The organism is Hymenobacter jeollabukensis, assembly GCF_005771675.1.
Lineage (GTDB): Bacteria > Bacteroidota > Bacteroidia > Cytophagales > Hymenobacteraceae > Solirubrum > Solirubrum jeollabukense.
On the sequence record NZ_VAJM01000006.1, the window covers coordinates 288,319 to 301,700 of the forward strand.

The window sequence follows — 13,382 nt, forward strand, 5'->3', positions numbered from 1 at the left end:
CCGCGCAAACTCGTCCGCCGCCGGGGCGGTTATCTTTGCCTTCCCGTTCACCTCACCCACTCCTTATATATATGGCTGCCCCCTTGCTCGCCGCCGACCCGCACAGCTGCGCCCGCCCCGCCGAAGCGGCGGTGCGTCACCTCTCGCTCGACCTGACCGTGGACTTTGCCGCCCGCACCCTGCAGGGCCGGGCGACCTGGCAGCTGGAAGTGCAGCCCGGCGCGACGGATCTGTGGCTTGACACCCGGGACCTGGCCATCGAAGCCGTGACGCTGGCCGACGGGGTGACGCTCACCGAATTTGAGCTGAGCGACGACGACGACCCGGTACTGGGCCGCCCGCTGCGCATTCATCTGCCGACCAGCACCCGGCAAGTCAGCATCAGCTACCGCACCGCCCCCGACGCGGCCGCGCTGCAGTGGCTGAGCCCCGAGCAGACGGCCGGCAAGCAGCACCCTTTCCTCTTCACCCAGTCGCAAGCCATCCTGGCCCGCACCTGGATTCCCTGCCAGGATTCGCCCGGGGTGCGCTTCACCTACGAGGCCACCGTGCGCGGTCCGCGGGAGCTGCTGGCCCTGATGAGCGCCGAAAACCCGCAGGAGCTGTCGGCCACGGGCGAGTACCACTTCCGCATGCCCCAGCCCATTCCGGCCTACCTCATGGCCCTGGCCGTGGGCGACCTGCGCTTCGAGCCGTTGAGCCCGCGCACCGGCGTGTACGCCGAGCCGGCCACGCTGCCGGTAGCCACGGCCGAATTCGGCGACCTGGAAAACATGGTGGCCGCCGCCGAGGAGCTGTACGGCCCCTACCGCTGGGAGCGGTACGATTTGCTGGTGCTGCCGCCTTCCTTCCCCTTCGGCGGCATGGAAAACCCGCGCCTCACCTTCGTCACGCCCACTATCCTGGCCGGCGACCGAAGCCTGACCAGCCTGGTGGCCCACGAGCTGGCGCACTCCTGGTCGGGCAACCTGGTGACCAACGCCACCTGGAACGACTTCTGGCTGAACGAGGGCTTCACGGTGTACTTCGAGCGACGCATTATGGAGCGCCTCTACGGCCGCCCCTACGCCGACATGCTGCAGGTGCTCGGCCAGACGGCCCTGCACCACACCATTGACGAATTGGGCAAGGAGAGCATCGACACCCACCTGCACCTCGACCTGGCCGACCGCGACCCGGACGAAGGGCTCAACGAAATTGCCTACGAGAAGGGCAATTACCTGCTGCTGACCCTGGAAAGCATTGTCGGCCGCGAAAAGCTCGACGCATTCATCACCCAGTACTTCGCCGCGCACGCCTTCCAATCCATGGACACGGCGCACTTCCTGGCCTACCTGCGCCGGGAGCTGCTCGACCAGGTACCGGGCTCGGAGGAAAAGCTGCAGCTCGACAAATGGATAAACGCCCCGGGCATTCCGGCCGTGGCGCCGCCGGTGCAGTCGGAGCGCTTTGCCGGCGTGGAAGCGGCCCTGCAGAGCTGGCGCCACGGCGCCGCCCCCGCTGCCCTCGAAACTGCCGCGTGGAGTACGCACGAGTGGGTGCATTTCCTGCACGGCCTACCCGAGCACATCAGCGCCGAGCAGTTGCAGCAGTTGGACCAGGCCTTCGGCTTCACCCATTCCGGCAACGCCGAAATCCTGACGGCCTGGCTGCCGCTGACGGTGCGGGCCGGTTATTCGGCCGCCGACGAGGCGCTGGCGGCTTTCCTGACCCGCGTGGGCCGGCGCAAGTTTCTGGTGCCGCTCTACAAAGCCCTGCTGGCCACGCCCGCGGGCACGGAGCGCGCCCGGCAGATTTACCAGCAGGCCCGGCCCAACTACCATTCTGTATCCACCAGCACCTTGGATACGTTAGTAGGCAAACCCGCTACGGCGTAGCTTGCTTACGCCGTAGCGCAACGTCCGGCTTCCGGCCGGCGCTGTGCCGCTCCGGCCGGGGCCGCCTTTGGCGGCCGGCCGCTGTTTTTGGCCGCAGACTTGCATACGCGCCTGCGGTTTATTGTTCACCCCACGTCACCCTCCCCTAGCTAATTGGACGCTCCAAAACCCCTGGGTAAGCTGATTGCCGTTGGCGGCAACGAAGACAAAGGCACCTACGCCAACCCGCGCCGGCGCAAGAAATACTACCTGAATTTCTTCGAGCTCGGTATTCTGAAACGCGTCGTGCTGGAAAGCGGCAAGACCGATCCGCGCATCGAAGTGGTAACCACGGCCTCCATGATTCCGGAGGAAGTGGGCGCCATCTACGTGTCCTCGTTCGGCATGCTGAACTGCCTGAACGTGGGCGTGCTCGACATCCGCGTGCCCGCCGACACCGACCAGCCCGACTACCTGCAGCGCCTGGCCCAGGCCGACATCATCATGTTCTCGGGCGGCGACCAGTCGCGGCTCAAGGAAATGTTCGGCGGCACGCGTTTTCTGAAGCTACTGACGCAACGCTACCAGCAGGAGTCACACTTCGTCATTGCCGGCACCTCGGCCGGGGCCATGGCCATGTCGCAGATTATGATTCGCGGCGGCTCGGTGCCCGAAGCCCTGCTGAAGGGCGCCGTGAAGATGGGCACCGGCCTGGCGCTGATTCAGAACGTAGTCATCGATTCGCACTTCGTCAAGCGCGGGCGCTTCGGCCGGCTGATCGAAGCGGTGGGCCTGCACCCCAAGCTCATCGGCATCGGCCTGGGCGAAGATACCGGCGTGCTCATCCGCGACGGTAACCTGATCGAAACCATCGGCTCCAATCTGGTCATCATCGTCGACGGGCACAACATCCGGCACAACAACACGCCGGCCGCCGCCAAAGGCACGGCGCTGTCCATCGAGAACATGACCATGCACGTGCTGGCCAAGGGCAACGTGTACGACATCCGCGAGCGGAAATTCTTCGTCGACAAGCGCACCCACGACGAGGCCGTGGGCACCTCCGCCACGGTACTGCCCACGCCGGCCGTTTCGTAGCGGCTACTCCTTATTATATAGGGCGCGGGCCGGAGCGACGATTGTCGCTCCGGCCCGCGCTGTTTTCCGGTTGAGGTCCGGCGCTACTGCTCGTCCTTGTAGATGCCAACGAACAGTTCCGACGCGCTGCTGATGCTGGCGCGGTACATACCCTCGGAATTGAACGGCAGCGCGATATGGCCGCGGGCGTCGACGGCCACCAGCCCACCTTCGCCCCCGACGGGCGCCAGTTTGTCGTGCACCACCACGCGGCAGGCTTCGGCTAGGCTCAGGCCGCGGTACTCCATCAGGCAGGCAATGTCGTGGGCCACCACGGCGCGGATGAAAAACTCGCCGTGCCCGGTGCAGCTGATGGCGCAGGTCCGGTCGTCGGCCCAGGTGCCCGCCCCGATGAGCGGGGAGTCGCCGACGCGGGAGTAGCGCTTGTTGGTCATGCCGCCGGTGCTGGTGGCGGCGGCCAGGTGGCCGTGCTGGTCCAGCGCCACCGCGCCCACCGTGCCCATTTTCTTTTTCGGGTCCTCGTCGACGGCCTTCGGCTCTTCGAGCGGAGCGTCTTCGCTGTGGTCGAGGCGTACCTGCCCGCTGGCCAGGGCTTCCTGCAGCTGCTGGTAGCGGTGCTCGGTGAAAAAATACTCCGGCGGCTGCATGGGCAGGCCCTGCTGCCGGGCAAACTCTTCGGCACCGGGCCAGGCCAGCAGCACGTGCTCCGATTTTTCCATCACCAGGCGCGCGGCCCGGATGGGGTTCTGAATGGCGCGCACCCCGGTCACGGCTCCGGCCAGCCGCGTATGGCCCACCATCACCGAAGCATCCATTTCGTGGTGGCCTTCGTGGGTGAACACCGCGCCGCGGCCGGCATTGAACAACGGGCAGTTTTCGAGCTGCACCACGGTATGCTCCACCGCGTCGAGGGCCGACGCGCCTTGGCGGAGCAGGTCGTAGCCGGCGGTGAGGGCGTCGCGCAGGGCCTGGCGGTACTGAATTTCAGCATCGGCAGTGAGCAGGTGGCGGGCAATGGTGCCGGCGCCGCCGTGCAGGGCAAGGGCAATGGAAGACATGCAGCAAAGATGGTGGGTGCGCAGGCAAAACTACGGCAGCCCGGCCACCTGGTTCGGCTGCTTACTCCTTATTATATAGAGCAGCCCGGTTTTCGGCCCGATGAACGGAGCCCGGCAGCCTCGGGCAGAAGCACCGCCGCCGCTTGGCCATCAACCGTAGCCATTATTTTTAGCAAAACCCCATTCGCTCAACTATCTTTTTGAGCAAAATAACCTTCACCGGGCATCCGCTTCATTTCCTGACGCTTATATTAGCATCCGAAAATAGCCTTGGCGCCAACCCGGTTTCAGGCCTCTGCCAGGGAATTATTTTTCGTAGATTTGGCTTACTAATTTTCAAACCTCCCCCTCTTTTGACTATGGCTTACGAAGCTACCGGCCGCCTGCACGACATCATGGATGAGCAACAGGTGAGCGAGAAATTCCGCAAGCGCGAGTTCGTGCTGGAAGTCGTAGACGGCCAGTATCCCGAGCATATCAAGTTTCAGCTGGTTCAGGACAAAACCGCGCTGATCGACCAATACAAGGTTGGTGATGAAGTGCGCGTGCAGTTCAACCTGCGCGGCCGCGGCTTCAACAAGAATGGCCAGATGCTGTACTTCACCAACCTGGAAGCCTGGCGCATCGAGCCGGCTGGTGCGGCCCCCGCGGGCGGCAACCAGGGCGGTGGCTACGCTGCTCCGGCCGCCAACCAGAACCCCGGCCTGCGCCGCGACGCCCAGCCGCAGCGCCCCGCTCCCATTGCTTCGGACGACGACAACGACCTGCCGTTCTAAGCCTGGCTTGACGCTTAGGTAAAAAAATGCCGCTTCTGCCTGTCAGGAGCGGCATTTTTGCGTACGTATCGGCAGGTGCCCGCCCGGGTGCCGCTCCACCTTCGCATGAGAATTGATTTCGCTGCCGGCTCGTTGCGGGGCCGCATCGTATTGCTGACCGGCGCTTCGGCCGGCATTGGCTTGGCCGCCGCGCGGCAGCTGGCCCTGCTCGGCGCCCACCTGATCCTGGTGTGCCGCGACGCGGGCCGCGGCGAACAGGCCCGCGCGGCCGTGCGCCTCGCCGCCCCCGAGGCCCCTACTCCAGATCTGCTACTGGCCGATCTGGCCGTGCAGGCCGAAGTGCACCGCCTCAGCGACGAAATCCTGGCCCGGTACCCGCGCCTCGACGTGCTCATCAACAACGCCGGGGTGCTGCCCAACCAGCTCATCACTACCGCCGACGGCCACGAGCTGTGCTGGGCCACCAACCACCTGGCGCCGTTTATCCTCACCAACCGCCTGCTGCCGCTGCTGGAAGCCGCCGGCCCGGGCGCCCGTATCATCACGGTGGCTTCGGAGGCGCACTGGATTGGTGAAATCGAGGCCACGGCAGCGGCTCGCGCCAACGCCAACCGCAGCAGTGCCTTCACCGCCTACTGCGACTCCAAGCTGGCCAACATCCTCTTTACCAAAGCCCTGGCCGACCGCCTGGAGCTGACCGGCATCACCGCCCACTGCCTGCATCCGGGCATCGTGCGCTCCAATCTATGGTCGCACAGCTCCTGGCTGCTGCGCCTGCTGATGGCCGGGGCCCAGCCCTTCGCCCGCTCCTGCGAGCGGGCCGCCGAAACGATTACGCATCTGGCCACCTTGCCAGAAGCCGCGCAGGCCAACGGCCACTATTTCAAGAACAAACGCGTAGCCCGGGTTTCCAGTCGGGCCACCAACCGCGCCGAAATTCACCGGCTATGGCGAATTTCGGCTGAGGAAACCGGTATCAGTGAATAATCGACCGACGGAAAAATCCGGCGGTAAAACCCAATGCAGGGCCGGTTAATTCTGAATTAATCCGGGGCATTAATACCCATTTTATTGCCTCCTATTGACGGCCGCGCAAATTAATTACCGCGCAAAAAACGCCTTTTTCAGGCCATCTTAGGCCTTTCAATGATTATCACGCAAAAAACCTGGCGGCGCGGCGTTACTTTATTTTCTATTTCTCGTTCCTTTGCTCAGGTTTTGCACCCCTTTAACACACCCCTACCAATGGCCGAACTCAACCTGCAGCATCTACAAAAAGTATTGTCGGACGCGACGCGTAACGAAAACCTGGTTCGCGAAATTCGCCGCGCCCACGGCAAGGTTCAGTCGGCGCTGAACGAGCTGGCCGAACTGCTGGACCCGGCCTACGCGCCGACGGAGCGGAAAAAACCCGGTCGCAAAGCCACCGCCACGGAAGGCGGCGAGGCGGGCGAAGGCCGCCGTCGGGGCCCGGGCCGTCCGCCCAAAAACACGACCAACGCTTAACTTGGTCATTAGTACCGCCGCTCCGCGGCAGTGCCCAGCCCGTCGCCCGTTTGGTCGACGGGCTTTTTTATTGCCGGCATTGGTTACGGCTACCAACTGGCGCAGTATCGCACGTCCGACAATATTGTTTCGCCGAAGTACCCGGGGCAAATACCAATAATTCCCCAAAGGTTTACAGCAGCAAAATTATGCGACGCCGTGGTCAACCGGTAATCAACGGATGAAACCCAGGCCGCATCGGCGCAGTTATCCAATCAGAAAACCGCAGTACTGGGATTCAAGTACTGGCCCGACTCGTTTCCGTTATTGGTTGTCAACCGGATGAAGCTCACCTTACCGCAGCTGCGGGAATTGATTGCCCAGGGCGAAAGCGAAACCCTGGAATTTAAAAAGCGCACCACGCATCCCCGTCGGATTTCGCGCACCCTCGCCTCGTTGGCCAATGCCCGCGGCGGCTGGGTGCTGGTGGGCGTGGAAGACAACGGCCGCCTGGTAGGCGTGCGCGACGCGGAGGAGGAGCGCTACCTGCTACAGCAGGCGGCCGAGCAGTTCGTGGACCCGCCGCTGCCGCTGCGCATCGATGAGGTGGAGGACGAAGACGAGCGGGTGGTGCTGGTGGTGACCGTGGCCGAAAGCCCGCGCAAGCCCCACCGGGCCCTGGTGGGCGAGGACGACTGGCGCGGCTACGTGCGCGTGGGCGACCAGAGCGTGCAAACCAGTCAGCTCACCGAAAAGGTGCTGCGCAACGAGCCGCCGCCCGAGCAGCGCCTGGAGTGGCTCCCGCTCAGCCGCCATGAGCAGGCCGCCCTCGATTACGTGCGCCAGCAGCCCCGCCTCACGCTGCCCCAGTACGCGAAGCTGATCAACGTATCGAAACGCCGGGCGCACCGCATGCTCATCAAGCTGGTGCTGCACGGCTACCTGCGCTACCACGACAAGGAAAAGGAGCCTTATTATACCAAGGCCTGACCTGTGCAGAAACAGCACCGCCCGGCTGAATAGGCCAGGCGGTGCTGTTTCTACGAAAGTATTGTCAAGGACTTACGCCTCGGCGGTAATCAGCGGCAGGTAGCGCTCGGCCAGGATTTCGGCGTGGTGCGCCTCGTGGCCGGCCAGGATGTAGAGCAGGGCGCGCACGGTGGAGGGCCGGCCATTGGCCGTGCCGCCGCGCTGCAATTGCTCGGGCGTGAAGCTATGGAACAGGGCCAGCGTGGCCTGGCGCACGGCCGCGTACTCGGCCAGTAGGCTGGCCAGCGTCCGGTCGTCGGCGCCGGAGTGCTCGGCGTAGCTGTTTTCGGCGAAGCCGGGCAGCTCCTGCTCATCGGCGCGGGCGAAGCGCAGGGCGCGGTAGGCGAAGATGCGCTCGGCATCGGCCAGGTGCAACACCACCTGCTTGATGCTCCACTTGCCGGGGGCGTAGCGCAGGGTGGCCTGCTCCTCGGTCACGCCAGCCAGGAGCTGGTGCAGGGCGGTGGGCTGCACGCTGAGCATGTCGAGCGGGTCGATGTCGGTGGCCACGCGGCTGATGTAGATGTCGAAGTAGGGCGGGTAAGTACCCGGCTCCGGGCGCAGAAGTTCGGACATAAGGCAGTAATTGGGGATTGGGGGCGTAAGATAAGGGCCGCGCCGCGGCCGGCCGCGTTGGATTTAGCTCATCTTCATGATGTTTTGGTAACATTTAGGTAACATTGTAGCCCTCACTCAGAATTAACTTTGCCTTCCCACTTAACCCGACCTCATGTCGATGAAATCACCTTTACTACTTGGCTTGCTAAGCGCTGGTTTTCTGGGCTTAGCGAGCCAGGCAGCGCAAGCGCAAACTCCGGTTACGCTGGCTAGCACCCCTTACACCGAAAACTTCGACAACCTGGCTTCGGGTCTGCCGGCGGGCTTCGGGGTTTACACCGGTGCCTCGGCTACGGCCGTTGGCACGGCGGCCACCTTTGCCCCGGCCAAAGCGGCCTGGAACGGCACGGGCGGCGGCTTCAAGAACGTAGCCTCGGCGACGGGCCTGACGGCAACGGCTACCACGGCCGACCAGGATGCCTCGACCAACCGGGCGCTGGCTTTGCGCCAGACCGGTACCCTGGGTGACCCGGGCGGAGCCTTCGTGTTCCAGGCCGCCAGCACCACCGGCAAGACGGATTTCGCGGTCAGCTTCAAGCTCCAGTCGCTCGACAACTCGGTGGGCCGCACGGTGAACTGGACGGTGGATTACGCCACCGGCGCCACGCCGACGGCCTTTACCCCGCTGGCGGCAGGTACGGGCAGCACCTCGCCCACCTTCGGCAGCAACACCATCACGGCCAGCTTCGGCACAGCCCTGGACAACCAGACCGGCCCGGTGTGGATTCGCATCGTGGCCCTGGCGGCCAGCACGGGCTCGGGCAGCCGCCCCACCTCGGCCATCGATGATTTCTCGCTGAGCTGGCAGGGCAACCCCAACGCCCCGACGCTGACGACTTCGGCCTCGACGCTGACCTTTGGCAGCCAGAACATCGGCACGACCTCGGCCGCGCAGAACTACACCCTGACCGGCAGCAACCTGACCGCGGGCGTGACCGTGGCCGCCACCGGCCCCTTCACCGTGTCGAAGGACAACACCACCTTCGCTTCGTCGGTGACCCTGACCTCTGCGGAAGTGGCTACGGCCAAGACGCTGTACGTGAAGTTTGCCCCGACCGTGGCCGGCCCGGCCACCGGCACCCTCACCCACACCAGCACCGGCGCCAGCACTCGCACCGTGACGCTGACGGGCACGGCCATCGACCCCAGCCAGACCAGCTTCGACTTCCAGGCCTGCACCGGCACCACGGCCATTTCCGACGGCTGGACGCAGTTCAGCGTAAGCGGCCCGCAGACCTGGGCCTGCACCACCTTCGGCCGCGACCCGCAGAACCCGGCCGGCACCACGGCTTTCCCGAACGGTGTGCAGATCAACGGCTTCGCCGGCGGCACGAACGTGCTCAACGAGGACTGGCTGATTTCGCCGGTGCTGAACCTGAGCGCCACCACCTTCCCGCTGCTCTCCTACTGGAGCCGCGTGGCCTTCAACGGCGCCCCGCTGAAGCTGATGGTGTCGACCAACTACTCGGGCTCGGGCAGCCCGCTGGCTTCGGGCGTGACCTGGACCGACCTGAACGGCTCGTTCCCGGCTACCGGCACGGCTGAATGGACGCAGACCAGCAACGTGGACCTCTCGGCCTACAAGCAGGCCGCCGTGTACATCGCCTTCGTGTACAACTCGAGCAACGACGACGGGGCCCGCTGGACCCTGGACGACGTGGCCGTAACGAACTCGACCACCGCCCCGCCCGCCGCCATCCGCACCAACGTGCCGAGCCTGGCCTTCGGCTTCCGCGCCGTCAACAGCACCCCCACGCAGACCTTCACGGCGACCTTCAGCAACCTGACGGCCAACGCCACCATCACGTCGTCGGACCCGGCCTTCCAAGTATCGACCAACGGCACCACCTTCGGTAGCACGGCTACCGTGACGCAGGCCGCCGCCGCCGCCGGCTCCATCACCGTGACGGTGCGCTTCGCCCCGACTACGGCCTCGCGCAACTACACCGGCAACATCACGCTGGCGACGACCGGCGCCACCAGCGTAGTAGTGGCCGTGAGCGGCAACACCTACGACGTGGCCAACACGCTGGAAGTGGTGAACTGGAACGTGGAGTGGTTCGGTTCGGCCACCATGGGCCCGACCAACGACAACCAGCAGGCTACCAACGTGGCCACCATCATCAACTCGCTGAACGCCGACATCTACGCCCTGGCCGAAGTAGTGGACACCGTGCGCCTGCGCGCCATGGTGGCCGCCATGCCCGGCTACGCCTACCGCGTGTCGGACTTCGGCTCGTACGCCGACAACCGCACCGACCCGGACTACGCCGACGCCCAGAAGCTGGCCTTCATCTACCGCACCAGCGTGGTGTCGAACCCGCAGTTCACCTCCTTCTTCCGCTGCACCGAAGCTCAGGCCTGCCCCGAGCGCAACTACTGGTCGTCGGGCCGTTTCCCCTTCGTGATGACGGCCAACGTGACGCTGAACAGCGTGACCAAGCAGGTGACCTTCATCCTGATCCACGCCAAGGCCAACACCAGCCCCACGGCTACCTCCTACGCCCGGCGTAAGAGCGGCGCCGACGGCCTGAAAGCCAAGCTGGACGCCGACTACCCCACGCAGAACTTCGTCATCCTGGGCGACTTCAACGACGACCTGGACCAGACCATCACCACCGGCATCACGCCGAACGTGACCTCGTACGTGGCCTTCACCACCGACGCGGCCAACTACCCGGCCCCGACCCTGGCGCTGAGCCTGGCCGGCAAGAAGTCGACGGTGAGCTACAACGACGTGATTGACCACGTGGTAACGTCGAACGAGATGTACGCCTACTACATCCCCGCCTCGGCCGAAATTCAGTCGCAGGTAGCGGGCCTGGTGACCAGCTACGGCAGCACCACCACTGACCACTACCCGGTGCTGACGCGCTACTCCTTCTCGCCGACCACGGCTACGGCCGGTGCCCGCACCGCCAAGCTGGGCCTGTACCCGAACCCGGTGAGCAAGTCGGTGCGCGTGGAAGTGCCCGAGAAAGGCCAGAAGCTGCAGCTGGAGGTGCGCACCGCCGACGGCCGCCTGGTGCTGAGCACCACCGGCTCGGTGGAGCAGCTTAACCAGCAGCTGAACGCCAAAGTGGGCGGCCTGCACGCCGGTATGTACGTGGTACGTATCGTGGGCGAGCAGCAGACCTACGTGGAGCGCTTCGTGAAGCAGTAAGCTTCGGCTAGCCTCCCGGCTTACAAAAAAGCCCCGTTCCTACCCGGAATGGGGCTTTTTTGTGCGCATTCGGATGGCAAAGCGCCTACCGTGCCAACGGGCCCGACCCGTCTTCCAGCACGACGGGCTGACCGGCCTGCTCGCCCTCGATGCGCAGCCAGTGCCGCTCGGCCGGGCGGGCGGTGGGCAGCCAGCCCCGGCCGGTTTCGGTGAGGATGAGCAGGCCTTCGTCGTCGCCGAGGGCGGCAAAGTTGGGCAGGCGTGGGCCGCGGTGAAAGGGCGGAATGCCGTGGGCAGCCAGCAGCGCCTCGGCCGTGGGCAGCACAGCGGGCGTCACCACGCCGGCTTCGCTCAGGCCCAGCAGGCTGGCGGCGGAAAACGGCTCCGCGGCAGCGTTAGGCAGGTCCTGGCGGGCAATGCACTCCAGGATGTTGCCGGCCGGATCGTGAAAGTAGAAGGCGCGGGCGTGCCAGTTGGGAAAGTCGGCAATGGGCTGGCCGTCGGTGAAGGGCAGCAGCGCGGTGCGGGCCTTCAGCCAGGCGTAGGCGGCGTCGAGCTGGTTGTGGGGCACATGGAAGGCAAAGTGGTAGTAGGGCGCGGTACCGGGCGCGGCGGCCCGAAAAATCAGCTCGGAGTAGCCCACCTGGATGCGCCGCGCCGCGGCCGTAAGCTGCGCGGGCAAGGCCAGCACGGCGGCGTAGAAGTGGTGCAGGGCGGGCATATCGGGCGCCAGCAGGTGCAGGGCGAGGATGCGCATGGGCAGCGGGAACAGCGGTACGGAGCCGTAACGTAGGCAGCGGGCGGCACACTTGCTATTACCGCCGGGCACAACGGCGCGGCGGCGCCCCGCGTACACGGGGCCACCAACCTCCTTCCCCAAATCAATGGCAACCCTTACCGAACGCGGCCTGCAGATTTCCAAAAACGCGCTGTTCAACGTCTTCACCTCCCGGGCCGGCAAGCTGCTCGGCAAGCCCTTCAAAGCAGTCCTGGTGCTCAACGAAGTGGCCGACAAGCTGGCCAGCGAGGAAAGTAAGGACAACAAGTTCAAGCAACTCTTCGACGCGGCCCTGACCCTGGTGCGACTGGTGCGCGCCTACGTCAACGGCTCGTACCGCGAAGTGCAGACGGGCACCATCGTTTCGGGCCTGGGCGTGCTGCTCTACGTTCTCTCGCCCATCGACTTGGTGCCCGACTTCATTCCGGTGCTCGGCTTTCTGGACGATTTGAGTCTGGTCAGCTGGTTTATCGGCAAGTTTCAGGACGAAATCCGCCGCTTCCGCGAGTGGGAGGCCAGCGCCCACTCGGCCGAGGCTTCGGCTACGGCCCTGGCGCCTTCGGCCTCGGCCAGCTCAGCCGAAAACGCGGTGGCCGTGGCCGAACTGGGTCACTCGTAAAACGCTTCTTCGGGCTGCGGCACCGGCGCGGAAGCCGGCTCTTCGGGGCCGGCTTTTTTCGCTTTAAGCTGGTACCATAAGCTAAACCCAATCAGGCCCAGCCACAAAAACGAGCAGCTGGCCACGATGCTCTGCACGATAACCCAACGCACGGCCGCGTAGGAAGTCAGCGGCGGCAGCTGCCAGGCGTTGTAGGCAATACTCAACGCCACCGCGCCCAGCAGCAGGCCCGCCGTCCACACGAGCCGGTGGCGCAGCGCGGGAGCCGTACCCACTGGCTGCCGCCGCAGCCACTGCCAGGCCCACCAGGCCAGCAAGGCGCCGCCCACGGCCGTGCTCAGCAGCTGCAGCAGCTTGCAGATGGGCATGTGCTCGAAATATGGAAACGGCACCTCGCGCAGCAGCAGCGGCCAGTGCTCAACCACCCAACCGTCGGTGTGGGTGAAGGCGTCCCAGACGTTGTGCGTAATGGCGCCGATGAGAATGGCGGCCGCTAGCTGCCCCAGGCGCCGGCCGGGGCCGAAGGCAAACGGCGCGGCGGCCGCTGCCGCGGCCCGGCGGCCGGCCCAGGCGGGCAGCAGCGCGGCGGCGGGGCCTTTCACCACCGCGTGCCACAGCCAGAGCACCACCAGGCTCAGCGGCAGGCAGAAAAAAAACAGGCCCCAGAACGAGTGGCCGAACTCACCTTCGGCCTTCAGCTGCAGGAAATAAATGAAATCGGGGCTGAGGCTGCCCACCCACAGGGCCGACATGGGCAGCCGCAGCGGGCGGGCCAGCGGCACGGCCGCGGCAGGATGGCTGAAGGTAAAAGGCATTGAGTGAGCGGCAGTTTCGGCGCCGGCTCTGGCGCACGAACCACTAAAGTTAACGGCAGAATCTGACGACAAGGTGAAGCGAGTCGG

Annotated in this window: 12 protein-coding genes; 8 read left to right on the plus strand and 4 right to left on the minus strand. The window is 65.1% G+C overall.

Translation table 11 applies throughout. From position 1 onward, the window contains the following. Positions 1 to 71 precede the first annotated feature (71 nt). Complete coding sequence (locus tag FDY95_RS15040) at positions 72 to 1,877, plus strand: M1 family metallopeptidase (protein ID WP_138078901.1); 1,806 nt, start codon at positions 72 to 74, stop codon at positions 1,875 to 1,877. 153 nt (positions 1,878 to 2,030) lie between these two features. After that, the gene (locus FDY95_RS15045) at positions 2,031 to 2,954 is read left to right on the plus strand and encodes a cyanophycinase (protein WP_138078903.1); all 924 of its coding nucleotides are present in this window, start codon (positions 2,031 to 2,033) and stop codon (positions 2,952 to 2,954) included. An 83-nt stretch (positions 2,955 to 3,037) separates the two neighbouring features. Here the strand turns inward: FDY95_RS15045 and FDY95_RS15050 are convergent, their stop codons facing one another. Next, positions 3,038 to 4,012 carry an isoaspartyl peptidase/L-asparaginase family protein gene (locus FDY95_RS15050; RefSeq protein WP_138078905.1) on the minus strand — a complete coding sequence of 325 codons (975 nt, stop codon included), beginning with the start codon at positions 4,010 to 4,012 and terminating at the stop codon, positions 3,038 to 3,040. A gap of 359 nt (positions 4,013 to 4,371) precedes the next feature. Here FDY95_RS15050 and FDY95_RS15055 point away from each other — a divergent pair, with 359 nt between their 5' ends. The 4 genes from FDY95_RS15055 (at position 4,372) to FDY95_RS15070 (ending at position 7,263) form a co-directional block, all read left to right on the plus strand. Continuing rightward, entirely contained in the window at positions 4,372 to 4,788 is a 417-nt protein-coding gene (locus FDY95_RS15055) for a DUF3127 domain-containing protein (protein WP_138078907.1), read from the plus strand. A 105-nt stretch (positions 4,789 to 4,893) separates the two neighbouring features. Beyond that, the gene (locus FDY95_RS15060) at positions 4,894 to 5,775 is read left to right on the plus strand and encodes an SDR family NAD(P)-dependent oxidoreductase (protein WP_138078909.1); all 882 of its coding nucleotides are present in this window, start codon (positions 4,894 to 4,896) and stop codon (positions 5,773 to 5,775) included. A gap of 258 nt (positions 5,776 to 6,033) precedes the next feature. After that, a complete protein-coding gene (locus FDY95_RS15065; protein ID WP_138078911.1) occupies positions 6,034 to 6,294 on the plus strand; it encodes a hypothetical protein in 261 nt (86 codons plus the stop codon). 321 nt (positions 6,295 to 6,615) lie between these two features. Next, complete coding sequence (locus tag FDY95_RS15070) at positions 6,616 to 7,263, plus strand: AlbA family DNA-binding domain-containing protein (protein WP_138078913.1); 648 nt, start codon at positions 6,616 to 6,618, stop codon at positions 7,261 to 7,263. Positions 7,264 to 7,335: 72 nt separating this feature from the next. Here FDY95_RS15070 and FDY95_RS15075 read toward each other — a convergent pair whose 3' ends face one another. Then, positions 7,336 to 7,878 carry a DinB family protein gene (locus FDY95_RS15075; protein WP_138078914.1) on the minus strand — a complete coding sequence of 181 codons (543 nt, stop codon included), beginning with the start codon at positions 7,876 to 7,878 and terminating at the stop codon, positions 7,336 to 7,338. 160 nt (positions 7,879 to 8,038) lie between these two features. On the opposite strand from FDY95_RS15075, the gene FDY95_RS15080 reads away from it, so the two are divergent. Further along, complete coding sequence (locus FDY95_RS15080; protein WP_138078916.1) at positions 8,039 to 11,083, plus strand: T9SS-dependent choice-of-anchor J family protein; 3,045 nt, start codon at positions 8,039 to 8,041, stop codon at positions 11,081 to 11,083. Between the two features lie 85 nt (positions 11,084 to 11,168). Here the strand turns inward: FDY95_RS15080 and FDY95_RS15085 are convergent, their stop codons facing one another. Then, complete coding sequence (locus FDY95_RS15085; RefSeq protein ID WP_138078918.1) at positions 11,169 to 11,840, minus strand: VOC family protein; 672 nt, start codon at positions 11,838 to 11,840, stop codon at positions 11,169 to 11,171. 127 nt (positions 11,841 to 11,967) lie between these two features. Between FDY95_RS15085 and FDY95_RS15090 the strand changes: the two genes are divergently transcribed. Continuing rightward, complete coding sequence (locus FDY95_RS15090) at positions 11,968 to 12,480, plus strand: YkvA family protein (RefSeq protein WP_138078920.1); 513 nt, start codon at positions 11,968 to 11,970, stop codon at positions 12,478 to 12,480. Here FDY95_RS15090 and FDY95_RS15095 read toward each other — a convergent pair. After that, positions 12,471 to 13,295, minus strand: coding sequence for a DUF4184 family protein (locus FDY95_RS15095; RefSeq protein WP_138078922.1), 825 nt, complete (start codon positions 13,293 to 13,295; stop codon positions 12,471 to 12,473). The genes FDY95_RS15090 and FDY95_RS15095 overlap by 10 nt on opposite strands. Between the last annotated feature and the right edge of the window lie 87 nt (positions 13,296 to 13,382).